Annotated in this window: 21 protein-coding genes; 14 read left to right on the top strand and 7 right to left on the bottom strand. The window is 64.8% G+C overall.

The genetic code is table 11. From position 1 onward, the window contains the following. Nucleotides 1–3: 3 nt before the first annotated feature. On the bottom strand, nt 4–1,164 hold the full coding sequence (locus tag CAL22_RS11080; protein WP_094813082.1) for an acyl-CoA dehydrogenase family protein: 1,161 nt from the start codon (nt 1,162–1,164) through the stop codon (nt 4–6). A gap of 128 nt (nt 1,165–1,292) precedes the next feature. Between CAL22_RS11080 and CAL22_RS11075 the strand changes: the two genes are divergently transcribed. Continuing rightward, nucleotides 1,293–2,207: a LysR family transcriptional regulator gene (locus tag CAL22_RS11075; RefSeq protein WP_094813080.1), complete on the top strand. Its 915-nt coding sequence runs from the start codon at nt 1,293–1,295 to the stop codon at nt 2,205–2,207. An 81-nt stretch (nt 2,208–2,288) separates the two neighbouring features. Then, nucleotides 2,289–3,950, top strand: coding sequence for a methyl-accepting chemotaxis protein (locus CAL22_RS11070; RefSeq protein ID WP_143276960.1), 1,662 nt, complete (start codon nt 2,289–2,291; stop codon nt 3,948–3,950). On the opposite strand, the gene CAL22_RS11065 is transcribed toward CAL22_RS11070, so the two are convergent. Continuing rightward, nucleotides 3,870–5,669 (bottom strand): EAL domain-containing protein, encoded by a 1,800-nt coding sequence (locus CAL22_RS11065; RefSeq protein ID WP_208621958.1) that lies wholly within the window; start codon nt 5,667–5,669, stop codon nt 3,870–3,872. The two genes, CAL22_RS11070 and CAL22_RS11065, sit on opposite strands and share 81 nt — an antisense overlap. A 174-nt stretch (nt 5,670–5,843) precedes the next feature. Between CAL22_RS11065 and rdgB the strand changes: the two genes are divergently transcribed. The 6 genes from rdgB to CAL22_RS11035 all read left to right on the top strand — a co-directional run bounded on the left by rdgB (nt 5,844) and on the right by CAL22_RS11035 (nt 12,438). Further along, nucleotides 5,844–6,467 (top strand): RdgB/HAM1 family non-canonical purine NTP pyrophosphatase, encoded by a 624-nt coding sequence (rdgB, locus tag CAL22_RS11060; RefSeq protein ID WP_094813076.1) that lies wholly within the window; start codon nt 5,844–5,846, stop codon nt 6,465–6,467. 5 nt (nt 6,468–6,472) lie between these two features. Beyond that, nucleotides 6,473–7,696: a radical SAM family heme chaperone HemW gene (hemW, locus tag CAL22_RS11055; protein WP_094813074.1), complete on the top strand. Its 1,224-nt coding sequence runs from the start codon at nt 6,473–6,475 to the stop codon at nt 7,694–7,696. A 181-nt stretch (nt 7,697–7,877) separates the two neighbouring features. Next, nucleotides 7,878–9,290, top strand: a complete 1,413-nt coding sequence (gene glnA / locus CAL22_RS11050; RefSeq protein ID WP_094813072.1) for a type I glutamate--ammonia ligase — start codon at nt 7,878–7,880, stop codon at nt 9,288–9,290. A 92-nt stretch (nt 9,291–9,382) separates the two neighbouring features. Beyond that, nucleotides 9,383–10,447, top strand: a complete 1,065-nt coding sequence (gene glnL / locus CAL22_RS11045) for a nitrogen regulation protein NR(II) (RefSeq protein WP_094813070.1) — start codon at nt 9,383–9,385, stop codon at nt 10,445–10,447. Continuing rightward, nucleotides 10,447–11,952: a nitrogen regulation protein NR(I) gene (gene ntrC, locus CAL22_RS11040; protein ID WP_094813068.1), complete on the top strand. Its 1,506-nt coding sequence runs from the start codon at nt 10,447–10,449 to the stop codon at nt 11,950–11,952. The genes glnL and ntrC overlap by 1 nt, the downstream gene beginning before the upstream one ends. Nucleotides 11,953–12,132: 180 nt before the next feature. Then, nucleotides 12,133–12,438: a hypothetical protein gene (locus CAL22_RS11035; RefSeq protein WP_094813066.1), complete on the top strand. Its 306-nt coding sequence runs from the start codon at nt 12,133–12,135 to the stop codon at nt 12,436–12,438. A gap of 2 nt (nt 12,439–12,440) precedes the next feature. Here the strand turns inward: CAL22_RS11035 and CAL22_RS11030 are convergent, their stop codons facing one another. Continuing rightward, entirely contained in the window at nt 12,441–13,385 is a 945-nt protein-coding gene (locus tag CAL22_RS11030; protein ID WP_094813064.1) for a LysR family transcriptional regulator, read from the bottom strand. A gap of 145 nt (nt 13,386–13,530) precedes the next feature. On the opposite strand from CAL22_RS11030, the gene CAL22_RS11025 reads away from it, so the two are divergent. Together CAL22_RS11025 and CAL22_RS11020 are read left to right on the top strand one after the other, a co-directional pair. Beyond that, nucleotides 13,531–14,229 carry a pirin family protein gene (locus CAL22_RS11025; protein WP_094813062.1) on the top strand — a complete coding sequence of 233 codons (699 nt, stop codon included), beginning with the start codon at nt 13,531–13,533 and terminating at the stop codon, nt 14,227–14,229. Nucleotides 14,230–14,327: 98 nt separating this feature from the next. Beyond that, nucleotides 14,328–15,233 (top strand): pirin family protein, encoded by a 906-nt coding sequence (locus CAL22_RS11020; RefSeq protein WP_094813061.1) that lies wholly within the window; start codon nt 14,328–14,330, stop codon nt 15,231–15,233. A gap of 11 nt (nt 15,234–15,244) precedes the next feature. On the opposite strand, the gene CAL22_RS11015 is transcribed toward CAL22_RS11020, so the two are convergent. The 3 genes from CAL22_RS11015 to CAL22_RS11005 form a co-directional block, all read right to left on the bottom strand. Beyond that, nucleotides 15,245–16,021, bottom strand: a complete 777-nt coding sequence (locus CAL22_RS11015; protein WP_094813059.1) for an ABC transporter ATP-binding protein — start codon at nt 16,019–16,021, stop codon at nt 15,245–15,247. A 4-nt stretch (nt 16,022–16,025) separates the two neighbouring features. Next, nucleotides 16,026–17,684: an ABC transporter permease gene (locus tag CAL22_RS11010; RefSeq protein WP_167383620.1), complete on the bottom strand. Its 1,659-nt coding sequence runs from the start codon at nt 17,682–17,684 to the stop codon at nt 16,026–16,028. A 128-nt stretch (nt 17,685–17,812) separates the two neighbouring features. Continuing rightward, the gene (locus tag CAL22_RS11005) at nt 17,813–18,859 is read right to left on the bottom strand and encodes a Fe(3+) ABC transporter substrate-binding protein (RefSeq protein WP_094813057.1); all 1,047 of its coding nucleotides are present in this window, start codon (nt 18,857–18,859) and stop codon (nt 17,813–17,815) included. 313 nt (nt 18,860–19,172) lie between these two features. Between CAL22_RS11005 and CAL22_RS11000 the strand changes: the two genes are divergently transcribed. Continuing rightward, nucleotides 19,173–19,949: a ferredoxin--NADP reductase gene (locus CAL22_RS11000; RefSeq protein ID WP_094813055.1), complete on the top strand. Its 777-nt coding sequence runs from the start codon at nt 19,173–19,175 to the stop codon at nt 19,947–19,949. A gap of 53 nt (nt 19,950–20,002) precedes the next feature. Here CAL22_RS11000 and CAL22_RS10995 read toward each other — a convergent pair whose 3' ends face one another. Then, nucleotides 20,003–21,259, bottom strand: coding sequence for a chloride channel protein (locus CAL22_RS10995; protein ID WP_094813053.1), 1,257 nt, complete (start codon nt 21,257–21,259; stop codon nt 20,003–20,005). Between the two features lie 136 nt (nt 21,260–21,395). Between CAL22_RS10995 and CAL22_RS10990 the strand changes: the two genes are divergently transcribed. Genes CAL22_RS10990 through CAL22_RS10980 form a run of 3 tightly spaced genes read left to right on the top strand, consistent with a single transcriptional unit; the run spans nt 21,396 to nt 24,885 of the window. Then, entirely contained in the window at nt 21,396–21,782 is a 387-nt protein-coding gene (locus tag CAL22_RS10990) for a Rid family detoxifying hydrolase (protein WP_094813052.1), read from the top strand. Between the two features lie 18 nt (nt 21,783–21,800). Then, nucleotides 21,801–23,870 carry an ATP-dependent DNA helicase RecG gene (gene recG / locus CAL22_RS10985; RefSeq protein ID WP_094813050.1) on the top strand — a complete coding sequence of 690 codons (2,070 nt, stop codon included), beginning with the start codon at nt 21,801–21,803 and terminating at the stop codon, nt 23,868–23,870. A 55-nt stretch (nt 23,871–23,925) separates the two neighbouring features. Further along, entirely contained in the window at nt 23,926–24,885 is a 960-nt protein-coding gene (locus CAL22_RS10980) for a LysR substrate-binding domain-containing protein (protein ID WP_094813048.1), read from the top strand. Nucleotides 24,886–24,890: the final 5 nt, after the last annotated feature.

Genomic DNA, 24,890 nt, shown 5'->3' with positions numbered 1-24,890 from the left:
TCTTCAGAAGGAGCGGGGCAAGCCCAGCACGTGCTCGGCGACGTAGGAGAGGATGAGGTTGGTCGATATCGGCGCGACCTGATAGAGCCGGGTTTCGCGGAACTTGCGCTCGACGTCGTACTCGTTGGCAAAACCGAAGCCGCCATGAAACTGCAGGCAGGCGTTGGCGGCTTCCCAGGACGCGTCGGCGGCCAACAGCTTGGCCATGTTGGCCTGGGCGCCGCAAGGCTGGTGCGCATCGAAGCGTCGGGCGGCCTCAAACCGCATGAGGCTGGCCGCTTCCACATTGATGTGCGCGCGGGCGATGGGGAATTGCACCCCCTGGTTCTGGCCAATGGGGCGGCCGAAGACGACGCGCTCCTTGGCGTAGGCGCTGACCTTGTCCACGAACCAATAGCCGTCGCCGATGCACTCGGCGGCAATCAGGGTGCGCTCGGCGTTCAGGCCGTCGAGGATGTACTTGAAACCCTTGCCCTCTTCGCCGATGAGATTCTCCGCAGGGATCTCCAGGTTGTCGAAGAACAGCTCGTTGGTTTCGTGGTTGACCATGTTCGGGATGGGCCGCACCTGCATGCCGTGCTTGACGGCATGATGCAGGTCCACCAGGAAGATGGACATACCCTCGGATTTGCGGGTCACCTGCTCGAGCGGCGTGGTACGGGCCAGCAGGATCATCAGATCGGAGTGCTGCACGCGCGAGATCCAGACCTTCTGGCCATTGATCACATAGCGGTCGCCGCGCTTGACGGCCGTGGTCTTGATGCGCGTGGTGTCGGTCCCGGTGGTCGGTTCGGTCACGCCCATGGATTGCAGGCGCAGCTCGCCGCTGGCGATGCGCGGCAGATACTCGCGCTTTTGGGCCTCGGAGCCATGGCGCAACAGGGTGCCCATGTTGTACATCTGCCCGTGGCAGGCGCCCGAATTACCCCCGCTGCGGTTGATTTCCTCCATGATGATGGAGGCCTCGGTCAGGCCCAGGCCCGAGCCGCCGTACTCCTGCGGAATCAGGGCGGCCAACCACCCAGCTTCGGTCAACGCGCGGACAAATTCGTCGGGATAGCCGCGTTCTTCGTCTATCTTGCGAAAATACTCAGCCGAAAACTGGCTGCAAAGACTGCGGACGGCTTCGCGGATGTCCTGGTAATCGTTCTGGGTGTCCTGCATGGGCGGGCTATTATCGTGTTTGAAAAAAGGGGTACAGGTCAGACTTTGCCGCAAAGGCGGGGGGCCTGCCAATTTCGCTTTGCTTAATACTGGGTTATCCAAACCCGAAGCACCAGGAAAGAACCGGCATGGCCACGCATTTTGACCTCACGGACCTGCAGTTGATGGTCCATATCGGAGACTGGCACAGTTTGACCAGGGCAGCCGAGAAAACGCATCTTTCCCTGCCGGCGGCCAGTACCCGGGTCAAGAATCTGGAAGAGCATTTCGGCACGCAATTGCTGTATCGCACGAGCCAGGGTGTGACGCTGACGCCGTCGGGCGAAGCATTGACCCGGCACGCCCGCACCGTCATGCAGCAGATCGAGCAGTTGCGCGGCGACATGCAGGAGTTCGCCCGAGGGGTCAAAGGGCACGTTCGGGTGCTCGCCAATACGACGGCCAGCACCGAGTTCATGCCCGCGGTTCTGGCGCGCTATTTGGCGGTGCATCCGGACGTCAACGTCGAACTTCGCGAGCGCCTGAGTTACCTCATCGTACGGGCCGTGGCCGACGGCTCGGCCGATATCGGCGTGGTGGCTGGCTGCGCGCCCGATCCCAAGCTGCAGTTCATCCCCTATCGCAATGACAGGCTGGTGCTGGTGACCGCGCGCCGCCATCCGCTGGCCGGCGAAGAAGCGGTACCCTTTGCCGACACCCTGGGTTTTGACTACGTGGGGCTGTCGGAGTGGAGCGCCATCCATCCTTTTCTGGTGCAGGCCGCCGCGGGCCTGGGGCGCACGTTCCGTTTCCGGGTGGAAGTCGGCAACTTCGAGGCGGCCTGCCGCATGATAGAAAGCGGCGTGGGCATCGGCGTGATTCCGGAGTCCGTGGCCCTGCGCTACGCGCGCGTGCTGGATATCGCCGTCGTGCCGTTGACCGACGCCTGGAGCCTGCGCCAACTGCATATCTGCGTGCGTGACCTCGACGCCTTGCCGGTATTTGCGCGCGAACTCGTGCAAACCATGATCGATGACGTGCCGGCGGATCGCGGCCGGGGGTAATGTCAAAAAATTGCCATTCTTGGCCGGGATAATCCACGGCACCGCGCCCTCCCGGGTTTGGGCGCCAGCGCTTGGATGACTATGGCTAAGAATCTGCGGGTCGCGACGGCCCTGACCGCCACCATGGTGGTTTTCGTTTTTCTTTTCGTCGCGGCTGCCGCGGCAGGAGTGCTCGCGCTACGCGCCAATCGGGCGCATATCGAGGCGTTGGGACGCGGCAACATCGAGCGCGCCAACGAGTTGAGCGATACGTCGGCGCGGCTGTTCCAGGCGCGGGCCCAGTTGGCAGACGCGAAGATCTTCATGGAAGGCGGGCTGGAAGCGGAGCGCAATGCCGCGCTGGCCAGGGCGGACCATCTGCTCAAGCTGGCCGCACAGAGCGCGCAACGCCTGCGCGACAACCCGGATGCCGACGACGCGGGGTACGCTGCCGTCCTGGCGGCTTATGCCAATCTGGCCGACAAGGCCTTGCTGCCCCTGGCTGGCGCGGTCAAGGGCTGGAACGGCATCCAGGCCAATCAACTGACTGAGAAAGCGCTTCCTGCGGCCACGGACGCGTATGTGTCGGCGGTCGACAGCTATCAGTCACATGCCCGCGCGCAAGGGCGCGAGATGCTGCAGCAGGCCGGCACGATGGTGGATCGCATGACGGCCGGCGCGTTGGCGCTGCTGCTTTTGGTGTTGGGGTTGGCTCTGGCGATCCGCCTGGCCTTCCGGCGCGCCGTGCTCCGTCCGCTGACCGAGGCGGGCCACCACTTCGTCCGCATTGCCGACGGGGATCTCACGGCCGGCATCGCCGACCGTGGAGACAATGAGATCGGCGTGCTTTACCGGGCCATGGGGCGCATGCAAGGCGGCCTGACCCAGGCGGTGGGCAGCGTTCGCACGGGCGTGGAGGCCATTCACGACGGGGTGGGGGAGATTGCCGCTGGCGCGGGCGATATGTCCAACCGGGCGGCACGGCAGGCCGCGACGCTGCAGGAGACGGCGGCCAGCATGATGGGGCTGGCCACGACCGTCAGCCAGACCGCCCGCAATGCGGATCTGGCCAGTAGCCAGGCGGACGGCGCGGCCCGGCTGGCTCGCGACGGCGGCTCGGCGGTGCAGGACGCCGTGCTCAGCATGCAGGAGATCGCTGGCTCGGCCGAACGCATCGGCGAGATCGTGGGTGTGGTCGACAGTATTGCCTTTCAAACCAATATTCTGGCCTTGAATGCCGCCGTCGAAGCGGCCCGGGCGGGCGAGCAGGGCAAGGGTTTTGCGGTGGTGGCGGCGGAAGTGCGTTCGCTGGCGCAACGCAGCGCCCAGGCGGCGCGCGAGATCAAGGGCCTGATCGAGGAATCGCGCGAGCGCGTGGCAGCCGGCTCGCGGCAGGTTGCTCAGGCGGGTCAGACCATGCAGGCCATGGTCTCGGCGGTCGATAGCGTCAGGCGTCTGGTGGGCGATATTTCGCACGCCAGCGCCGAGCAGGCCGAAGGGATTTCGGCCGTCAGCAATGCCGTGGCCGAGGTGGATCGCGATACGCAGGAAAACGCTGCCATGGCCGAACAGACGGCGGCCGCGGCCATGGAACTGGAAACCCAGGCGCAATCGCTGCGCGAGGCCATGTCGGTCTTCCGCTTGCGCAGCGCGCAGGGCGTCGGCCAGGGTCTGGCTGCGCCTTCAGACCGCAGGCCGATAGGTTTCGAGCACCATGGGAAGGTCGCCATGCTTGACCTTGTGCTTGACGTGGGCGGCCGCTGAGGCGATGTCTTCAGGCCGGGTACGTGCGCCGGCCCGGGCCAGCTCGGCGGGCTCCACGCGCAGCGCGCCGATGCCCAGGGTCACGAAAGGGAAGAAACGCAGACTGCCGTAGCGGTCTTCGGCGCGTATCCCGCCCGCGCACCGCGCCTGCGGATCGTACAGGTCCATGGCCCGCGCATTGAAGGCGTCGATCAGCTGCATCAGGCGTTCTTGCCAGTCCGGGCTGCGTAGCGCGATCACGAAATCGTCACCGCCGACATGCCCCACGAAGTCGCGTTGGGCATCGCAATGGCGGCGGATGATTTCCGCGCACAACAGAATCATGTCGTCGCCGCGCCAATAGCCATAGACATCGTTAAAGGGTTTGAAATTATTCAAGTCGGCGTAGCCGATGATGAACTCGCTGGGCCCTTCGAGCAGCTGTGCAATGCGTTTGCTGATGGGGATGTTGCCGGGCAGCGAGGTCAGCGGATTGGCGTAGCGCGCCGCTTCGAGGCGGATCTCGGTGACCGAGCGCACCAGCGCCTCGCCCGTGCCCAGGCCGTCGTAGCGGCCATGCCGGGTAATGATGAAGCCATCGGTGAGATAGCGCTGGTCGGCCGAGGTCAGCACGTGGCTGAGCTGGTCGATGGACGTGCCGATGTCGACCAGCACGGGTTCGGCGTTCATGAAGGTATCGCAGCGGTTGCGCCCGAACAGGTCGCGGGTGTAGCGCTGCGAGTAGTGCTCGAGAAAGTCGCGGCGGTTGATGATGCCGACCGGGCGATCCTGCTCGTCGAGCACCGCCAGCGCATGCTGGTGGCGCTGCTCCTGGAAGATGCGATGCACGTCGTCATTGCTGTGGCGCGTCAGATACACCGCCGGGCCTTCGGCGCGCAGATGCAGCGCCGTTCTGCCCGAGCCGTGGGTCTGGGCGGCCCGGGGGACGGCGGGCAGCAGCGCATCGAGTTCCGGGGGCAGGGCGGGCGCGGGCTGGCCGGCGGGGTAACCCAGGCACCAGCCCTGGGCGTAGCGGATGCCGAGATCGGCGATGGTCAGCAAGTCATCCTGCGTCTCCACGCCTTCGGCCACCACGGCGGTGCCCAATTGCTGGGCCACGCCCAGCATCCCGCGCACCAGGGCCAGCCGGTTCTCATCACGGCTGATATCGCGAAAAAAATACCGGTCGATTTTGACCAGGTCGGGGCGCAACTCGAGCCACAGCTGTAAAGAGGCATGGCCGACGCCATAGTCGTCCAGCGCCACTTTCATGCCCGCTTCGCGCAGGCAATCCAGCGCCAGGCGCAGGGTCTGGGTATCTTCCCGCTCCGGCCTGTGCTCGGTCAGTTCGATGACCACGCGGCCGGCCGCCAGGCCGGTGTCGCTCAACAGGCGCTGCGGCAGGTCCCGGCCCCAGCGTGTCCAGTACTCCAGGATGCTGGCGCCCGACAAATTGAGAAATAGCTTTCCCTGACCGCCCAGACGGGGGTAATTGAGGGCGCCGGCTCGGAAGCACTCCCACTCGAGTTCATCGCGCAAACCGAGGCGGCGGGCCTCGGCGAACAGCGCGTCGGGCAAATGCAGCGGGCTGTCGGCCGGACCGCGGATCAGGCTTTCGTGACCGTAGATCCGTCCCTGGCTCAGATCGGCTACGGGCTGATAGCGCGCTTGCAAGAGTCGTCTTTGGATGAGCCAGGGCAGGTTGGCGGCGGGTGTCTCGGCGTCTAGCAAGGGGTTCATGCTCAGGCAAAAGAATGGCCGCCAGCGGCGGCAGAAACCCCATCATGAAGGCCGTTTATGTCGTGATTGTTTCCATTTGTCATGCTTCGGATATTTTCTGAGGCTCGCCCGGGCCTGGCGAGCCCCGCGCCTCCCCGGGCCCGGCGCGCTTGCCCCGCGATTACAATAGCGCTCATGTCTGCTGCCATTCCTCCTTCCTTACGCCGCATCGTGCTGGCGTCCAACAATCCCGGCAAGCTGCGCGAGTTTGCCGCGCTGTTTGCCCCGCTGGGCATTGAGCTCGTGCCCCAGGGCGAGCTGGGCGTATCCGAGGCCGAAGAGCCTCACGTCACTTTCGTCGAGAATGCGCTGGCCAAGGCCCGCCACGCCAGCCTGGCTACCGGGCTGCCGGCGTTGGCCGATGATTCGGGGCTCTGCGTCCACGCCCTGGGCGGCGCGCCCGGCGTGTACTCCGCCCGTTACGCGCAGCGTGAAACCGGCGCAGCCAAAGCCGATGCCGCCAATAATGCTTTGCTGCTCGAGCGGCTGCAGGGGCAGGCCGACCGGCGTGCCTGGTATGTGGCCCTGCTGGTGCTGGTGCGCCACGCCGAAGACCCCTGTCCCTTGATTGGAGAGGGCTACTGGCACGGCGAAATCGCGCACTCGGCCGCGGGCGATCACGGGTTTGGCTACGATCCCTACTTCTATCTGCCTGACCTGGGTCAGACGGCGGCCCAGTTGCCGCCCGCCGAGAAAAATGCCGTCAGCCATCGCGCCCGCGCACTGCATGTGGTGCTGAGCAAGTTGCAGGCACTCTGAGCGGAATGGCTATCACCATACCCATCAGGCTGGCCGGTGCCGCGCCGGCCAAATCCGCCGTGCTCGTCCCCGCCGGCGCGGCGCTGACCAGTTTGCCGCCGCTTTCGGTGTATGTGCATGTGCCGTGGTGCGTGCGTAAATGCCCCTATTGCGATTTCAACTCGCACGCCACGCCAGGCCAGGACATTCCCGAACGGGCCTACCTGGACGCTTTGCGCGCCGACCTGGAGCAATCCGTTCCGCTGATATGGGGCCGGCAGGTGATCTCGGTCTTTATTGGCGGCGGGACGCCCAGCCTGCTGTCTTCGGCCGGCCTGGACGAGTTGCTGGCCATGCTGCGCGCCTGCCTGAATTTGCTGCCCGATGCCGAGATCACCATGGAGGCCAATCCGGGTACGGCTGAGGCCGGGCGTTTTCTGGACTATGGCGCCAGCGGGGTGACCCGGCTGTCGCTGGGTATTCAGAGTTTTGATGACGCCCAACTGCACAAGTTGGGGCGCATCCATGACGCCGCGCAGGCGCGGGCGGCCATCGACATGGCGCAGCGCGCTGTGTCGCGCGTCAATCTGGATCTGATGTTTGCGCTGCCAGGGCAGGATCTGGCGGCCTGTCTGGATGATGTCCGGCAGGCCTTGGCATTCGGCACCGAGCATCTGTCCATGTATCACCTGACGCTCGAGCCCAATACGGTCTTTGCCAAGTATCCGCCTGAAGTGCCCGACGACGACGCCAGCGCCCTGATGCAGGATGCGGTCGAGGCGGCGTTGGCGCAGGCAGGCCTGGCCCGCTACGAGGTGTCGGCGTACGCGCGCGCCGGCGCGCGCAGCAAACACAATGTCAATTATTGGGAGTTTGGCGACTACCTCGGCCTGGGGCCGGGCGCGCACGGCAAACTGTCCTTTCATGACCGCATCATCCGCGAGGCGCGGCATCGCAATCCTGAGTCCTGGATGGTCAAAGCCATGGCGCGCGATGGCAGCCACATCGCCGAAAGCCGCCAGGTGGGCCCGGAAGAGCTGCCTTTTGAGTTCATGCTCAATGCGCTCCGTCTGAAAGAGGGCGTGGCGGCAAGCACCTTTTCCGAGCGCACCGGGCTATCACTGGCCGCCATCGCGCACCAATTGGAGGCGGCTACGCAGCGGGGGCTGCTGGATCCCGACCCGACCCGCCTGCGCGCCACCGCCCTGGGATGGCGCTTCCTGAACGATTTGCAGGAAATCTTCCTGTAATTGATCTGCACCAACATAGGGCCTTTATGCCCTATGTTTTGCACCATAACGGTGCTAAATTCAGCTCAGCTTGTGTACCGCCTCGGGATTTCCCCTGGGATAAACCTGGCACGCATATTGCTTTAGCTTTCTACGCCTGTCGGGCGCTATGCCCGTGACGCTTTTACCCAATGGAGATGACATGGCAAGCCCACAAGACGTTCTCAAACAGATCGCCGATAACGAAGTCAAGTTCGTGGATTTCCGATTCACCGACACGCTCGGCCGCGAGCACCACGTCTCGGTGCCGGCCCACACTGTCGATGAAGACAAGCTGGAAAGCGGCCAGGCTTTCGATGGTTCGTCGATCCCGGGCTGGAAGGGCATCGAAGCCTCCGACATGCTGCTCATCCCCGATGTCAACACGGCCAATCTGGATCCTTTCCGCGAAGAATCGACGCTGATCCTGACCTGCGACGTCGTCGAACCCTCGGACATGAAGGGCTACGACCGCGACCCGCGCTCGCTGGCCAAGCGCGCCGAAGCCTACCTGAAGTCCTCCGGCCTGGGCGACACCGCCTTCTTCGGTCCGGAACCCGAATTCTTCGTTTTCGACGGCGTGACCTGGAACACGGACATGTCGGGCACCTTCGTCAAGATCAAGTCGGAAGAGGCCCCGTGGTCCAGCGGCCAGGAATTCGAAGGCGGCAACATGGGTCACCGCCCGGGCGTCAAGGGTGGCTACTTCCCCGTGCCGCCGGTCGACTCCTTCCAGGACATGCGTTCGGAAATGTGCCTGCTGATGGAACAAATGGGCGTTCCGGTTGAGGTGCACCACCATGAAGTGGCGGCTCCCGGTCAGCTCGAAATCGGCACCAAGTTCAGCACCCTGGTGACCCGCGGCGACTGGAACCAGATCGTCAAGTACGTGATCCACAACGTGGCCCATGCCTACGGCAAGACCGCCACCTTCATGCCCAAGCCCATCGTTGGCGACAACGGTTCCGGCATGCACGTTCACCAGTCCATCTGGAAGGATGGCCAGAACTTGTTCGCGGGCAACGGTTACGCCGGCCTGTCCGACTTCGCCCTGTACTACATCGGCGGCATCATCAAGCACGCCCGTGCCCTGAATGCCATCACCAACCCGGGTACGAACTCGTACAAGCGTCTGGTTCCGCACTTCGAAGCGCCCGTCAAGCTGGCTTACTCGGCCCGCAACCGCTCGGCTTCGATCCGCATCCCTTACGTGGGCAACCCCAAGGGCCGCCGCATCGAGACCCGCTTCCCGGATCCCCTGGCCAACCCCTACCTGGCCTTCTCGGCCCTGATGATGGCCGGTCTGGACGGTGTGCAGAACAAGATTCACCCCGGCGATCCCGCCGACAAGAATCTGTACGACCTGCCGCCGGAAGAGGATGCCAAGATCCCGACCGTGTGCGCCTCGCTGGAAGAAGCGCTGGCCGCACTGGATCAGGATCGCGAGTTCCTGACCCGCGGCGGTGTGTTCAGCAATGAAATGCTGGACGCGTACATCGAGCTCAAGATGGCTGACGTCACGCGCCTGCGCATGACGACCCATCCGGTCGAGTTCGACATGTACTACAGCCTGTAATACGCCGAGGCTGAAGGCTCCGTCCACACGGTGGGCGGAGTCCGCTAGGGGCGGGTCATTCGACCCGCCGACTTTCCCGCCCCGGAGCCCACATGACGAATGTAGATGCCTTTGAGTTGCTCGCCACCTCCGTTTTCCTGTTGAACGAACGTGGCCATATCGAATACGCCAACGCGGCTGCCGAAGATCTCTTCGGAAGGTCCCGCAAGCAATTGAGCGGTCTGGCGGCGCCCACGCTATTCGATCACCCTGAAGCCTTACAGAATTCCATCGATGGTGCCGTGGGCGGCAAGTTCGCCGACGTGCGCCAGCTGTCTTCTTTGCGCCGTGCCAACGAATCGATCGAAGTCACGGTGACGACCGTCTCCTGCCCGGGCCAGCGCTGGCCCGTGCTGCTCGAGACCCGCGAGATCGAGCAGCGCGTGCTCGCCGACCGCAACCATCGCCTGGTCGATGAAATCGAGTCGCACCGCGAGTTGCTGCGTAATCTGGCGCATGAGGTCAAGAACCCCTTGGGCGGCCTGCGCGGCGCGGCCCAGTTGCTGGAAGCCGAGCTGCCCAGCCCGGCCTTGGCCGAGTACACCCAGGTCATCATTTCCGAAGCGGATCGCTTGCAGGCACTGGTGGACCGCTTGAGCGGTCCGCAACGTGTGCCGCTCAATGCGCGTCCGGTCAATATTCACGAAATCTGCGAACGCGTCTGCGCGCTGATTCAGGCCGAGTTCCGCGATGACGTCGGCATCCTGCGCGACTACGACGCCTCGGTGCCGGACTTGCAGGGCGATGCCGCGCGTCTGATGCAGGCCGTACTCAATGTGGCGCGCAACGCGGCGCAGGAATTGGTACTGCAAAAGCCCGGCCCCGACGTGCCCCGAGGCCAGATCACCATGCGCACGCGCGTAGCGCGGCAGGTCATGCTGGCTCACCGCCATCATCGCCTGGCGCTGGTGTTGTCCATCATCGATAACGGCCCCGGCGTGCCGGAACATATCCGAGACCGCATCTTCCATCCCCTGGTGACCGCCCGACCGGGCGGGACTGGCCTGGGCCTGAGCCTGGCACAAGACTTCGTGCAGCAACACGGCGGCATCATCGAGTTCGAGTCCCGACCCCGCCACACTGAATTCCGCCTGGTATTACCGATGGAGCCCCTTTGATGAAACCCGTATGGATAGTTGACGACGATCAGGCCATCCGTTGGGTACTGGAAAAAGCCCTGGCCCGCGCGGGCATCGCCACGCGCAGCTTTTCCCAGGCCGCGGATGTGCTGGACGCGCTCACGCGCGACACGCCTTCGGCGCTGGTATCCGATATCCGCATGCCCGGCGGCGATGGCCTGGAACTGCTGCGGCAGATCAAAGAGCGTCACGCCGGCCTGCCTGTGATCGTCATGACGGCATTTGCCGATCTGGACAGCACGGTTTCCGCTTTTCAGGGCGGAGCCTTCGACTATCTGGCCAAGCCGTTCGACGTCAATGAAGCCGTGGCGCTCATCCAGCGCGCCATGCAGGAAGTCGAGCCCCAGGCCGAAGCCGCGACCAGCGCCGAAGCTGCCGCCAACGAGCGCTACATGATGACCCAGTCATCGTCGACGGCGATGCAGGAGGTCTTCAGGGCGATTGGCCGCTTGGCCCAATCCAAGGTCACCGTGCTGATCACCGGCGAGTCCGGGACCGGCAAGGAGTTGGTGGCTCGCGCGCTGCATGGCCATGGCGCGCGCGCTGGCGGGCCCTTCGTCGCACTGAACGCGGCCGCCATTCCGCGCGATCTGCTGGAGGCCGAACTCTTCGGTCACGAGCGCGGGGCCTTTACCGGCGCCAATACATTGCGCCGGGGGCGCTTCGAGGAGGCGCACGGCGGCACGCTCTTTCTCGATGAAATCGGCGATATGCCCATAGAGTTGCAGACGCGTTTGCTGCGGGTACTGGCCGAGGGCAGCTTCTATCGCGTGGGCGGTGCGCAGCCCGTGCGCGTCGACGTGCGCATCGTCGCCGCGACGCACCAGCCGCTCGAGCAGCGTGTCGAGCAGGGATTGTTCCGGGAGGATTTGTTTCACCGCCTCAACGTCATTCGCCTGCGCCTTCCGCCCTTGCGCGAGCGCACCGAGGATATCCCGGCGCTGGCCAATCACTTTCTGGCCTCCAGCGCCAAGACGCTCGGGGTGCCGGTCAAGCGCCTGACGCCGGAAGCGGTGGCGGTGCTGATCAAGTTCGATTTTCCGGGCAACGTGCGGCAGTTGGAGAACTTCTGTCATTGGCTCACCGTGATGGCGCCCGGCCAGACCATCGATCGCAATGATCTGCCGCCCGAAATCCGGGCCATGGAGCACGCCGCGCCCAATCCGCCCCTGCGCGTGCCGGGCCCCAGCGATACCCCCTATCTTGCGCCCAGCCATCAGGCCTATCCGCCGGCGGCGGCGGGGCTTGCCGGCGATGATTTGCCGCGCAATTGGCAGGACGCCTTGCTCAAGGACGCGCAGTATCGGCTCGAACGCGGAGAGCCGGCCGTCATGGCCACGCTCACCCGGCAGTTCGAAAAAATCCTGCTGCAAAGCGCGCTGGACGCCAGCCGCGGGCGCCGCGTGGAGGCCGCTACGCGCCTGGGTATTGGCCGCAACACCATTACCCGTAAGTTGCGCGAACTGGGAATCGCCGAGGACTGACGTCATGACGATGACGCCTCCCCAAGCCGCTCGATGAGCGGCTTTTTTTCGCCCTGACGAAGGCCTGCGCGAAGACCGAGATTTTTCCTACAGCACGCCGAGAAGTAGATGATTCAAAGGGCCTTCTTCAAGTCCTATTCTTTCCCTGTCTGCTTCACTTGATCGGAAAGGAGTAGTGCTATGAACAACGTATTTCGACGCGTGGTAATTGCCTCGCTCATGGCCGTGGCCGGTGGCGCCGCGCAGGCCAACGAGGTGACGTTTGAGCTGGATCTCGCACAGGGGTGCCATCTTGTGCGCGGGCAGGGTGATGAACCCTTCAAGGTGGTCTGTGCCGCGAGCAACCCCGGTACGGTGGAGCTGCGGCCCGCAGCTCGCGCCCCGGCCCGCCTGGCGACGATCCGCAAGGCCAGCGGCTCGCAGACCCGCTTGCGAGCCGCAACCCCAACCATGCCGGCTCCTCTGACCATCGCCATTGGGTATTGAGGTCAGCTCACGCCCAGCAGGCTTTCGCACAGGCGCGGCGAGCGTAGTTTCTCCAGCCACCACGCCAAGGCCTGACCGGGTCTTTCTGCGCGCCAGGCGTAGACGACATGCTCGGTGGGAGCAATGACGTCTTCGATGGGGCAATCCACCAGCAAACCGGCAGTGATGGGTCCGGCAGCCAGCGTCATGGGCAGATAGCCGCAACCCAGGCCCCGGATCTGGGCCTGCATTTTGGCGCGCATATTGGGCATGACGATCAAGCTCTGGCTGTGCAGCAGCCCCCGGGTGCGGGGGGGAAGGTCCCGAGAGGTGTCGGCCACGACGATGGCAGTGTGCTCGGCGATATCCTGAGCGGTCAGTGGGCGGCCTAGCCGTGCCAACGGGTGCTGCGGCGCCACGCAAAAGCCCAGCTGGGTCTGGCCCATGGCCGTGCTGTGATAAGCGCCGGCAGGGGTGCCGGAGGCGTCGGCTCCGATGATGAGGTCGGCGCGGCCAGAAGCCAGCGCATCCCAGGATCCACTCAGGACTTCCTCGCTGATGCGCAGCGTCGTGCCGCCGCCCAGGGCCTGGAAATCGCGCACGAGATCCAGCAGCGGCTCCAAGGGCAGTACGGCGCTGACGGCGATGCGCAACTCGACCTCCCACCCCGTGGCTATCCGTTTGACACGGCAGGCCAGGTCATCGAGCGAACGCAGCAAGTGCCGGCCATCCTCCAGCAGCGTCTGGCCAGCCGGCGTGAGGCGGGCGCGGTGGCCGGAGCGGTCGAACAGCAGCACATCCAGATTGTCCTCGAGCTTGCGCACGGCATAGGTGACGGCCGACGGCACCTTGCCCAGCTCGCGCGCGGCACGCGCGAAACTGCCGTGGCGTGCAATGGCGTCGAGCATCAGGAGCAAGTCTGGCGTGATGGCGCCGGGCGGCGGCGGGGCGGAGGAGGGCTTGGGCATGATCGTTCAAATAATTTGAATGATGTGTTCAATTCTAGTCGTCTTGGAGAGTCCTGCAAACGCGCACAATGACAAGCATGCAGTGAGCGATCGTTTTGGCCTGTCTGGCTGGACTCGTTCACCGAATCGGAATAAGGAGCCCATCATGATCACCCCTCGCCCCGCCGCCGCCCGCGGTCATGCCAATCATGGCTGGCTGGACACTTTTCACACCTTTTCGTTTGCCAACTACTACGACCCCGCGCATATGGGCTTCGGGCCGCTGCGTGTCATCAACGATGATCGTATCGCCGCCGGCAGGGGCTTTGGCACGCATGGCCACCGCGACATGGAGATCATCACCTATGTCCTGGATGGCGCGGTCGCGCACAAGGACAGCATGGGCACCGGATCCACCATTCGTCCGGGCGACGTGCAACGCATGAGCGCCGGGCGAGGGGTGCTGCACTCGGAGTTCAATCCGCAGCCTGATGCGGCCACGCATATGCTGCAAATCTGGATCGAGCCCGATGTGGCCGGCATCGAACCGGAGTATGAGCAAAAGACCTTCGAGGGCGCCGAGAAGCGGGGTGCCCTGCGCCAAGTCGCCTCGCCCGATGGCGCGCAAGGGTCGCTGTGCATTCACCAGGATGTGCGGCTCTACGCGGGCCTGTTCGACGGGGCCGAGCAGGCCGAGCTGCCCTTGGCGGCAGGTCGGCGCGCCTGGGTGCATGTTGCCCGCGGCGCGGTGAGCATCAATGGCCGGGCGCTCGAGGCCGGCGACGGCGTGGCGCTGGAAAACGAAGCCGCCGTCCGGGTCAGCGATGGCCGCCAGGCGGAAGTGCTGGTGTTCGACTTGCCGTAAAGTAGGCGGGCGGGGTCTGGCGGCCCCGCCCTTGTCTGCGCGAGTTCGTCTGGCGCACCCACCTGGCGCTTGTCGCCCCACTCGCAGAGGTATCGATCATGTCGAGTCTGACCCCCGAAGGCCACACCAGCCTGGAAACGATCGTCGTGCCCCGCACCAGTGACCTGGGCGGTTTTGAGGTGCGCCGCGCATTGCCGTCGGCGCAACGGCGCGCTATCGGGCCGTTTGTGTTCCTGGACGAAATGGGTCCGGCGATGTTTCCGGCCGGTGTGGGCATGGATGTGCGCCCGCATCCACACATCGGCCTGGCCACGGTGACCTATCTCTATGACGGCAGCATCGTGCATCGGGATGGCAAAGGCCATGTGCAGACCATTCTGCCCGGTGAAGTCAATTGGATGACGGCAGGCCGCGGCATCGTGCATTCGGAGCGCTCATCGCCGCAGAGCCGCCAGGCCGAGCAGCGCATCTTTGGCTTGCAGCTGTGGGTGGGGTTGACGCGCGCACATGAAGAAACCGACCCGGGATTCGTGCATTACGGGCGCGAGGCGCAGCCGGTCATCGAGGGCGAGGGCGTGCGTGTGCAGCTCGTGGCAGGTAGCCTGTTCGGGCAGACCTCGCAGGTGCAGACCTTGTCGCCGCTGTTCTATGGCGATGTGCGGATGCGGGAGGGTTCCTGTCTGGTCTTGCCCGCCGATTACGAAGAGCGGGGCGCTTATCTGGTGCAAGGCACGGTGGAAGTCGACGGTCAGGTGTTCGACGCCGGGCGTCTATTGGTCTTCAAGGCGGGCAGCCCGGTGACCTTGCGCGCGCGCAGCGATGCCAGGTTTGCGGTGCTGGGCGGCGAGCCCCTGGACGGGCCGCGCTACATCTGGTGGAACTTCGTCTCCAGCAGCAAAGAGCGTATCGAACAAGCCAAGGACGAATGGCAGCGCAACCGTTTCGGGCAGATCGTGCCGGGCGACGAAACCGAATTCATCCCCTTGCCCGCGCCCCGTTCCTGAGCCGGCCCGCGTCAGCTTCCCCGGGCATAGGCCGCTTCGCGTTGCTCTTGCAGCGCCTCGCGGCGGATGTAGTCGCGCACGAAATCGCTGGCCGGCAGGTGGCGCAGGTGATAGGGCGTATCCCATTGGGCGATACGCCCTTGCTGCATGATGCCGATTCGATCTGCGATGGCAAAGGCCTCTGCCTGGTTATGGGTGACGAGAATCGCCGTGTTGCCGGTGGCTTTGAGAATGTCGCGCACCTCGAAAGCCAGCCGCTCCCGCGTATCCACGTCCAGGTTGGAGAATGGCTCGTCGAGCAGTAAAAGGCCGGGCGATGGCGCCAGGGCGCGGGCCAGCGCCACCCGCTGTTGCTGTCCCCCCGAAATTTCGTGCGGATAGCTTTGCGCGGCGTGCGCCAGGCCCACCAATGACAGCATTTCGTCAACGCGGGCGAGTTGCTGTGCTTTCGCTAAGCGCCGCAGGCCAAACGCCACGTTCTGGCCGACGGTGAGGTGAGGAAAGAGGGCGTAGTCCTGAAACATCATGCCCACGTTGCGCTTTTCGGGCACCACTTGCTCGCCCCGCGAAGACAGCACCTGGCCGCCGAGCAGAATACGCCCGGCGCGCAGCGGCTCAAAGCCCGCAATCGCGCGCAGAACGGTGGTTTTGCCGCAGCCGGATTCGCCCAGCAGGCAGCCGATTTGCCCGGCGGGCAACGTCAGGCTCAGATCGTCGACCACGCGCTTGATGCCTTGCGGCGTGTCGTAGCCCAGGGCCAGGTGTTCGAGTTGAAGCAGGTCGGCCATGGTGTCAATGTCCCATTTTCAGATTGGTGCGCGCGAGCAGGATGACGGGAGCCAGCCCCGCCAGGACGATGGCCAGCGCGGCCACGGCGCCTTCTTCGTAAGTGCCGCGGGCGGCCTCGGCGTACAGCCAGGTGGCCAGGGTGTCGAAGTTCATCGGGCGCAACAGCAGTGTGGCGGGGAGCTCTTTCATGGTGTCCACGAACACCAGCAGAGCCGCGGCGGCCAGCGCCGGGCGCAAGAGCGGCAGATGCACGCGCCGCAGGGTTGCGCTGCCGCTTTCGCCCAGGAGGCGCGAGGCCTGTTCGAGAGAGGGCGGGATGCGGGCCAAGCCGGCCTCGATACTGCCGGTGGAGATGGCCAGAAACCGGATGGTGTAAGCGCAGACCAGAGCAGCCATTGTCCCCATGAGCAGCATGCCGGGCAGCCCGAACAAGCGGCCGGCCGCCGCGTCGATCCAGGCAAAGGGGGTGAGCAGGCCAATGGCCAACACCGTACCCGGGACGGCATAGCCCAGGCTGGCAATGCGGGCGCAGAGGCGGGCGGGGCCGGCGCCCGCGCCGAGATTGCGCGCGGCCCAGGCAACCGCAAGGCCGCACAGCACAGTAATGACCGTCGCGCTGGCCGCCACGAGCAGGGTGTTGCTCAGGCTGGCGAGCAGTTGTCCTGACACGCCGCCCACCAGATGCAGCCGTTTGTACGTCTCGGCCAGCAGATACAGTGCCGGGGCCACAAAGCCGAGTACGACCGGGATCCAGCCCAGCACGCAGGCGGCCAGCGCGGCCCCGCCGCGCAGGCGTTGGGGTTGCATGGGCCGCATACGCTGCGTATTGGCGTAGCGCTGGCGCGCGCGGCCGCGTCGCTCCAGCAACACCAGGGCGATCACGAAAGCCAGCATCGTCAGGGCGATCTGTGCCGCGCCCGCCAGGTCGGAGCGGGTGATCCAGGTGGTGTAGACCGAGACGGTCAGGGTCTGCACGCCCAGGAACTCGGATGCGCCGATGTCATTGAGGGTTTCGAGCAACGCCAGGCTCACGCCCACGGCAATGGCCGGGCGCGCCAGGGGCAGGGCGACGCGGAAGAACACCCCCGCGCGGCCGGAGCCCAGACTGCGGGCGGCCTCAATCAGGCTGGCAGCCTGTGTCATGAACATGACCCGGGTGCTGAGGTAGACATAGGGGTAGAGCACGAAGCCCAGCACGAAAATCGCGCCGCCCAGTGAGCGCAGGTCGGGCAGACGAAACTGCCTGGGGCTGTCATAGCCCAGAATCGTTCGCAGGCCGGACTGAATCGGCCCGATAGGGTGCAGCAGGTCGAGATAGGCGAACGCGATGATGTAGGTGGGCACGGCCAAGGGCAGTAACAATGCCCAGACCAGCACGCTGCGGCTGGGAAAATCGTAGGCGGCCACCAGCCACGCCGAGCCGGCGCCCACCACGGTGACCAGTGCGCCGACACCCAGCAGCAGCAGCGCCGTATTGCTCAACGCCTGAGGCAGCACGTAGGCCGCCAGATGGTTCCAGTGGCCGAGATCCGCGTCCAGGGCCCACCAGGCGAGGCTGGCCAAGGGCGCGAGTACGGCCAGGGCGATCAATGCGGCGGCCAGCAACCAGCCGCGTCCGCGCAGGCCAGTGCTGTAAGGGCGTGCCAGGGAGAGCTTGGGCATCATCTGCGAAAAAAACACAAAGCGGCCTTGGGGCCGCCCTGTTGAAACCACGGGAAAAGTCGCGTCCGCCTTGGCCGGCGGGTCAAGCCTGTGGCGCCACGCCGGGTGGCGCCACAGAAGGGGAAAACTTAGTTGTCGAAGCCCACCTTGTCGACCAGTTCGCTGGCTTGCTTGCGGTACTTGGCGATGTCGGCCACGGGCAGGGAATCGACCGTCAGCGGCCCGAAGCTGGCCACCACGGGGTCGAGCTTGACACCCTTGCGCACGGGGTACTCGTAGTTGGCTTGCGCGTAGAGAGTCTGGGCCGGTTCGGAAACCAGGAACTCCAGCAGCTTGACCGCATTGGCCTTGTGCGGGGCGTGAGCCGCGACGGCCGCGCCGCTGACGTTGACATGGGTGCCGCTGGTTTGCTTGTCGGCGAAGGTCGGGCGGATGACCTTGATCGCGTCGCCCCATTTGCGCGCGTCGGTGCCCGGTTCGGCGTTTTTCATATGGCCGACGTAATAGGCATTGGCCAGACCGATGTCGCAAATGCCGCCGAGGATGTCGCGCGCCACGTCCCGATCGCCGCCCGCGGCTTTACGCGCCAGGTTGGCCTTGACGCCGCGCAGCCATTTCTCGGTGGCTTCAGCGCCATCGTGCGCGATCATGGCGGCCACGAGCGCCGTGTTATAGGGGTGCTGGCCGGAGCGGATGCACACCTTGCCCTTGTACTTCGGGTCGGCCAGGTCTTCGTAATGGAAGCTGTCGAGCTTGAGGTCCTTCTCGGCGTACAGGACCCGGTCACGCAAGGACAGGGCGTACCATTTCCCGTCGGCGCCGCGCAGGTTGGCGGGGATAACTTCTTCGAGGGTGGCCGACTTGACGGGCTGGGTGACGCCGCCATCGACCAGATCGATGAGGTTGCCGATGTCGACCGTCATGAGCACGTCGGCAGGCGACTTCGCGCCCTCGGCCTTGACGCGCTCGAGCAGGCCGTCCTTGACGAACACGGTGTTGACTTTGATGCCGCTGTCCTTGGTGAAGGCATCCAGCAGCGGTTGTATGAGCTTGGGCTCGCGGGTGGTGTAGAGGCTGACCTCTTCGGCCGCGCCCACCTGGGCGGCAAAGGAGGCGGCGCCGGCAAGCGCCAGGGCGCGCAGCAGTGTCGGGAGGGCGGGACGCTTTATGGACATAGTCGAGTCTCCTGCTGGGCGCGGGGGCGCGCCGCACAAACGAAAATGATTATCAACAAGCTCGGAAAGATAGCAGGAAGCGCCCGTTCGTTCAACTAAATGAAAGGTTTCTCTGGCTGATTGCGGCCGGAAAGCGGGGCACGCGGCGCGCGCGGTGTATAGCGGCAGGTCAGAAAAAAGGCGGACAAACCCCGTTTTCAGCTATATGGGTATAACCATTAATGAGAGCAATTATCAGGTGGATGGGTTAGAATCGGTACTAACCCTAGGTCCATTCTGTGCGGTCGCACGGCGTCACAACTTCTACAACGATATGGCTGCTTTCAATACTGAGCGCGTGCTGAGCGTGCACCACTGGAACGACACTCTTTTTTCGTTTACCACTACCCGCGATGCCGCGCTGCGTTTCCATAACGGTCATTTCGTCATGATCGGCCTGGAAGTCGAAGGCAAGCCCCTGATGCGCGCCTACAGTATCGCCAGCGCCAATTACGAAGAAAACCTCGAGTTCCTGAGCATCAAGGTCCAGGATGGCCCGCTGACCTCGCGTCTGCAGCACCTGAAAGAGGGCGACAGCATCCTGGTCAGCCGCAAGCCGGTGGGCACGCTCGTCGCTGATGACCTGCGTCCGGGCAAGCACCTGTATCTGTTTGCCACCGGTACGGGCCTGGCTCCCTTCATGAGCATCATCAAGGACCCGGACATCTATGAGCGCTTCGACAAGGTCGTGCTGCTGCATGGCGTGCGCTTTGTGAGCGAGCTGGCCTATGCCGATTACATCGGGCGCGAGCTGCCGGATAATGAGTTCTTCGGTGATGTGGTCCGCAATAAGCTGATTTATTACCCGACCGTCACGCGCGAGCCTTTCCGCAATCAGGGTCGTATCACGGAACTGGTTGATAACGGCAAGTTGTTCGAGGATATCGGCTTGCCGCCCCTTAATCCGGAAACCGATCGCGCCATGATTTGCGGCAGCCCGCACATGCTGGCCGATATCCGCGCCATGCTGGATGCGCGTGGTTTCGAGGTCTCGGCCGGCGTGGGCGAGCCGGGCGATTATGTCTACGAACGCGCCTTCGTCGAAAAATAAGCAGCACGACATGCTGTGCCCAGGCCCGCCATCCATGGCGGGCTTTTTGTTGCTCAATCGTGATCCAGCAGACGTGCGGTGGCCAGCGCGCCGGCCACCGCCAGGGCAATCGGGACGACGAAGTTGTGATTGACCTGGGTGAACTCCATGACCAGCACGATGGCGGTAAACGGCAGATGCATGGACGTCCCGAGAAAGGCCGCGGCACCGATCACCGCATAGGCGCCCAGTGGCGCGCCGGGCCACAGGAGATTCCAGAGGCCGCCCAGCAGCGTGGCCAGCAGCGCGCCGCAGGCCAGTCCCGGCGTGAGCAAACCGCCGGAAGCGCCGACGCGCAGCGTGCTCGCGCTGACCAGCATCTTCAGGCAGAGCAGCATGGCGGCCAGGCTGAGCGTGAGCGCGCTATCAAATCCTAATTGCGCGGGTCCTTTGCCATTGCCCAGGAGGGCTGGGAAGTACACCGACAACAGGCCGATGGCCGTGAAGTTGAGCAAGGCCAATAGGGGCATGCGCCAGCCACGCAGGGTGTGCGCCCTGCGGCGGGCCGCATCGGTCATGCGCGAGAATCCATGGGCCACCACGCCGATCACGGGCCCGGCCAGCATGGCCCAGACCAGCAGGCTGGGATGTATTTCCATGGGGCCGATCACGTATTGCAGGCCCATGCCCAGCCCCAGCCAGGCCACCGCGGCGGCAACGGCCGAAGTGGCCAGCGCGATGAGTGCGGCTTGCCAGCGGAAGGTGGCCAACAAGCCCTCGAGCGCAAAGACGGCGCCGGCAAGCGGCACGTTGTAGACGGCGGCCAGGCCCGCGCCTGCCGCGCAGGCCACCAGTATCCGCCTTTGTTCGGCATCCAGCCGCGCATGGCGTGCCAGACCGCTCGCCAGCATGGCCGACACCTCGCGCGGAGCGGCCTCTCGTCCCAGGGGCGAGCCCAGACCGACCGTGAGGATCTGCAAAATGGCATGCGCAAGCGTGGCGCCCGGCGGCATCGTCCGGCCGGGCTCGGCCAGCGTCGCCTTGACACTGACCAATGGCCGGCCCCATCGGTAGAGGGCCCCCCAGCCCAGTCCAGCGACCACGCCGCAGGCCGTCAAGGCGAGCACCCGGCGCTGCGGCGTGGCGGCCATCACGCCATCCAGAAAGGCCCGGTGGCTGAAAAACAGATCGTCCAGGCTATAGCCGAACGCCAGATGCTGCACGGCGTGCAGGAGCAAAGAGAGCAGCAGCCCCGTCACGCCTGCGGAGAGTCCCACGAGCAATACAGCCAGGGTAAAGATGGCGCGGGGACGAAGAGCAGGCAAGAACATGGCAAGATGCAGAACCCGAGGTCCGGGAATTGTAGGGTTACTCACCTTGCAGCTCCCTGGCAGCTGGCCTCTTTCGCAAGTGCCTATTGCTGTTTAAACTTCGATAGTCATGTTTTTCGTTACCAAGGAGTCGCCCATGAGTAAGCAGATCATCCATACGGACGCGGCACCTGCCGCCGTCGGCCCGTACTCCCAGGCCGTGGCCGCAACGGGTTCAAAAACGGTTTACCTCTCCGGGCAGATCGGCCTGGAGCCGGGCACCGGCGATCTGGTTTCGGAGAACTTCGACGCTCAGGTGCGCCAGGCCTTCGCCAATATGGAAGCGGTCATCAAGGAAGCCGGCGGCTCGCTTAACGACATCGTCAAGCTCACGCTGTTTCTGACCGATCTGAACAAGTTCGCCGCGGCCAATGCGATCATGGCCGAACTGATTCCGCAACCGTTCCCCGCGCGTTCCACCGTGGGTGTGGCCAGCTTGCCCAAGGGGGCCCAGTTCGAGGTCGAAGCCATCCTGGTCCTCTGAGACGGCTGGCGCGGCCCCATGCCCGCTCAAGCCAAAGCCGCCGGCCGCGCATCGACGGCGCGTTCGGACACCGAGCGCCGCCTGCGCAATCTCGGTCTGGTCGAGCCCGAAGATTTCGTGCTGCATCTGCCGTTGCGCTACGAGGACGAAACGCGCGTGACGCCGATCGGCTCGGTGCGCCCGGGATATTCGGCCCAGGTCGAAGGTGAGATCCTGCGCTCGGAAGTCTTGTACCGGCCGCGCCGCCAACTGACGGCCGTCATCGCCGACGACAGTGGCGAACTGCAGTTGCGCTGGCTGAACTTCTACCCCAGCCAGCAGAAACAATTGACGGCCGGGCGCCGGTTGCGCGCGCGTGGCGAGGTGCGCGGCGGGCTGTTCGGGCGCGAGATGGTGCACCCGCGCATGAGCAATGCCGACGGCGCGCTGCCGGATGCCCTCACGCCCGTGTATCCCAGCACCGACGGCTTGCCCCAACCGGTCTTGCGGCGCGCGGTCACGCAGGCCTTGGCCCAGGTGGGCCTGCACGACACGTTGCCGCCGCCCGTGCGTGAGCGCTATGACCTGATGCCGTTTGATGCGGCGGTTCGCCTGCTGCATGCCCCGCCGCCGGGTGTGCCCGACGCTGACCTCACCGAGCGGACCCATCCGGCTTGGCAGCGCATCAAGTTCGACGAGTTGTTGGCGCAACAATTGTCTTTGGCGGCGGCGCGGGCAGCGCGGCGGGACAAGCGCGCCCCGACCATGCCGGCCGATGAGGCGAAGGACGGTCTGGTGGCGCGCCTGTATGCCGCCTTGCCGTTTACGCTGACCGGCGCGCAACAGCGCGTCGTGGCTGAAATCGCCGCCGATCTGGCGCGCCCCTATCCCATGCATCGCCTGTTGCAGGGCGATGTGGGCAGTGGCAAGACCGTGGTGGCGGCGTTGGCGGCGGCCCAGGCCATCGCCAATGGATTTCAGGTGGCGCTCATGGCCCCGACCGAAATCCTGGCCGAGCAGCATTTCCGCAAACTGGTCGGCTGGCTCGAGCCGCTCGGGGTGTCGGTCGCCTGGATGAGCGGCAGTCTCACGCCCAAGGCGCGCCGCCAGGCTGCCGCGGCCGTGCAAGCCGGTCAAGTGCAACTGGTGGTGGGTACCCAGGCGCTGATTCAGGATGGCGTCGATTTCCCCCGTCTGGGCTTGTCCATCGTCGACGAGCAGCATCGTTTTGGTGTCGGGCAGCGCCTGGCGCTGAGCCGAAAAGGCGAGGAGGCCGCGGGCCTGGTCGTGCCGCATCAGTTGAGCATGAGCGCCACGCCCATTCCCCGTACTCTGGCCATGACTTTCTTTGCGGATCTGGACGTGTCCGTCATCGACGAGTTGCCGCCCGGGCGGACCCCGGTTCTGACCAAATTGCTGTCCGAGGCGCGGCGCGATGAGCTGATTGCGCACATCGCGCAAGCCGCGCGCTCGGGACGGCAGGCCTACTGGGTCTGTCCGCTGGTCGAGGAGAGCGAAGCGCTGCAATTGCAGACGGCGGTCGATACCTACGAGGCCATGTGTGTCGAATTGCCGGACCTGCGGGTCGGGCTGGTGCATGGGCGGCTGCCGCAGGCCGAAAAGGCGGCGGTGATGCAGGCTTTCAGAGCCGGCGAGGTGGACTTGCTGGTGGCCACCACCGTGATCGAGGTCGGGGTGGACGTCCCCAATGCCTCCCTCATGGTGATCGAGCATGCCGAGCGCTTCGGGCTGGCGCAACTGCATCAGTTGCGCGGGCGCGTCGGCCGGGGGGAAGCGGAATCGGTCTGTGTGCTGCTGTACCAAACGCCCTTGTCACAGGTCGCGCGCGAGCGCTTGCGCGCCATGTTCGAGACCAGCGACGGGTTTGAAATTGCCCGGCGGGACCTTGAACTGCGCGGGCCAGGTGAATTTCTCGGTACGCGGCAGTCCGGTATGGCGCTGCTGCGCTTTGCCGATATCGATCGTGATATCGCGCTGGCCGAAGCGGCACGCGATACCGCGGTATGGTTGCGCCAGCATGATCCCCAAGCCGTTCAGGCGCATCTTGCGCGTTGGATGCGCGGACGAGAGGATTTTCTGAGAACATGAATTCTCATCATTGCGTGGATCGCCACAGGCGGTCTTTTTTCCAGGAGCGGGCACGATGACCCTGACTGAACTGAAATACATCGTGGCAGTGGCGCGTGAGCGTCACTTCGGCCGCGCCGCCGAGGCCTGTTTCGTCAGCCAGCCGACGCTGTCCGTTGCGATACGCAAGCTGGAAGACGAGTTGGGCGTCACGTTGTTCGAGCGCGGTGGCGCGGAGGTGGGTGTGACACCCATCGGCCAGCGCATCGTCGCCCAGGCGCAGAAGGTGCTCGAAGAAAGCGCCAGCATCAAGGAAATCGCTCGCCAGGGTCACGACCCGTTGGCCGGGCCGCTGCGTGTCGGCGTGATCCACACTATCGGCCCCTATCTCTTGCCGCGCCTGGTGCCGGAGCAGATAGCCCGCACGCCGCAAATGCCCCTGTTGCTGCAAGAAAACTTCACCGTGCGGCTGGTCGAGTTGCTGCGTCAGGGCGAGATCGATTGCGCCATCATGGCCTTGCCCTTGCCTGAGGCCGGTCTGGTCACCCAACCGCTGTACGACGAACCTTTTCTGGTAGCGGTGCCCCACGACCATGAATGGGCATCGCGCAAGTCCATCGATGCTCAGGATCTGAAGCAACAGACCATGTTGCTGCTGGGTAGTGGGCACTGTTTCCGGGATCAGGTCCTGGAAGTCTGTCCGGAGCTATCGCGTTTTTCTGCAACGAGCGATGGCATTCAACGCACCTTCGAGGGCTCTTCGCTGGAAACCATCCGGCATATGGTCGCCGCGGGGATCGGCGTGACCGTCCTGCCGGTGACGGCCGTGCCGGAGCAACCCTCCGGCAAGAGTTTGCTTACCTATGTCCCGTTCGAGGGCCAGGCCCCGACGCGCCGCGTGGTGCTGGCCTGGCGGCGCAGTTTTCCGCGCATGAGCGCGGTCGAGGCCCTGGCCCAGGCCGTGTATGCCTGCGGCCTGCCGGGCGTGACGATGCTCAACGACGAGACCGCCCGCTCACAGGACGAAGCGGCCTGAGCCCT

The organism is Bordetella genomosp. 12 (assembly GCF_002261355.1).
Classification (GTDB): domain Bacteria; phylum Pseudomonadota; class Gammaproteobacteria; order Burkholderiales; family Burkholderiaceae_B; genus Bordetella.
The sequence above is the reverse complement of the archived record's forward strand: the minus strand, read 5'-3'. Positions and strand labels throughout refer to the sequence as shown.

What these genes read in the sequence shown, in the direction of transcription:
- CAL22_RS11030 (WP_094813064.1), bottom strand. Translation starts at nt 13,385, where the DNA reads ATGCCCAAGCCCTCCTCCGCCCCGCCGCCGCCCGGCGCCATCACGCCA.
- CAL22_RS11025 (WP_094813062.1), top strand. Translation starts at nt 13,531, where the DNA reads ATGATCACCCCTCGCCCCGCCGCCGCCCGCGGTCATGCCAATCATGGC.
- CAL22_RS11070 (WP_143276960.1), top strand. Translation starts at nt 2,289, where the DNA reads ATGGCTAAGAATCTGCGGGTCGCGACGGCCCTGACCGCCACCATGGTG.
- CAL22_RS10990 (WP_094813052.1), top strand. Translation starts at nt 21,396, where the DNA reads ATGAGTAAGCAGATCATCCATACGGACGCGGCACCTGCCGCCGTCGGC.
- CAL22_RS11000 (WP_094813055.1), top strand. Translation starts at nt 19,173, where the DNA reads ATGGCTGCTTTCAATACTGAGCGCGTGCTGAGCGTGCACCACTGGAAC.
- CAL22_RS11080 (WP_094813082.1), bottom strand. Translation starts at nt 1,164, where the DNA reads ATGCAGGACACCCAGAACGATTACCAGGACATCCGCGAAGCCGTCCGC.
- CAL22_RS11010 (WP_167383620.1), bottom strand. Translation starts at nt 17,684, where the DNA reads ATGCCCAAGCTCTCCCTGGCACGCCCTTACAGCACTGGCCTGCGCGGA.
- glnL (WP_094813070.1), top strand. Translation starts at nt 9,383, where the DNA reads ATGACGAATGTAGATGCCTTTGAGTTGCTCGCCACCTCCGTTTTCCTG.
- glnA (WP_094813072.1), top strand. Translation starts at nt 7,878, where the DNA reads ATGGCAAGCCCACAAGACGTTCTCAAACAGATCGCCGATAACGAAGTC.
- CAL22_RS10980 (WP_094813048.1), top strand. Translation starts at nt 23,926, where the DNA reads ATGACCCTGACTGAACTGAAATACATCGTGGCAGTGGCGCGTGAGCGT.
- CAL22_RS11015 (WP_094813059.1), bottom strand. Translation starts at nt 16,021, where the DNA reads ATGGCCGACCTGCTTCAACTCGAACACCTGGCCCTGGGCTACGACACG.
- CAL22_RS11020 (WP_094813061.1), top strand. Translation starts at nt 14,328, where the DNA reads ATGTCGAGTCTGACCCCCGAAGGCCACACCAGCCTGGAAACGATCGTC.
- CAL22_RS11065 (WP_208621958.1), bottom strand. Translation starts at nt 5,669, where the DNA reads ATGAACCCCTTGCTAGACGCCGAGACACCCGCCGCCAACCTGCCCTGG.
- CAL22_RS11035 (WP_094813066.1), top strand. Translation starts at nt 12,133, where the DNA reads ATGAACAACGTATTTCGACGCGTGGTAATTGCCTCGCTCATGGCCGTG.
- CAL22_RS11075 (WP_094813080.1), top strand. Translation starts at nt 1,293, where the DNA reads ATGGCCACGCATTTTGACCTCACGGACCTGCAGTTGATGGTCCATATC.
- hemW (WP_094813074.1), top strand. Translation starts at nt 6,473, where the DNA reads ATGGCTATCACCATACCCATCAGGCTGGCCGGTGCCGCGCCGGCCAAA.
- CAL22_RS10995 (WP_094813053.1), bottom strand. Translation starts at nt 21,259, where the DNA reads ATGTTCTTGCCTGCTCTTCGTCCCCGCGCCATCTTTACCCTGGCTGTA.
- ntrC (WP_094813068.1), top strand. Translation starts at nt 10,447, where the DNA reads ATGAAACCCGTATGGATAGTTGACGACGATCAGGCCATCCGTTGGGTA.
- recG (WP_094813050.1), top strand. Translation starts at nt 21,801, where the DNA reads ATGCCCGCTCAAGCCAAAGCCGCCGGCCGCGCATCGACGGCGCGTTCG.
- rdgB (WP_094813076.1), top strand. Translation starts at nt 5,844, where the DNA reads ATGTCTGCTGCCATTCCTCCTTCCTTACGCCGCATCGTGCTGGCGTCC.
- CAL22_RS11005 (WP_094813057.1), bottom strand. Translation starts at nt 18,859, where the DNA reads ATGTCCATAAAGCGTCCCGCCCTCCCGACACTGCTGCGCGCCCTGGCG.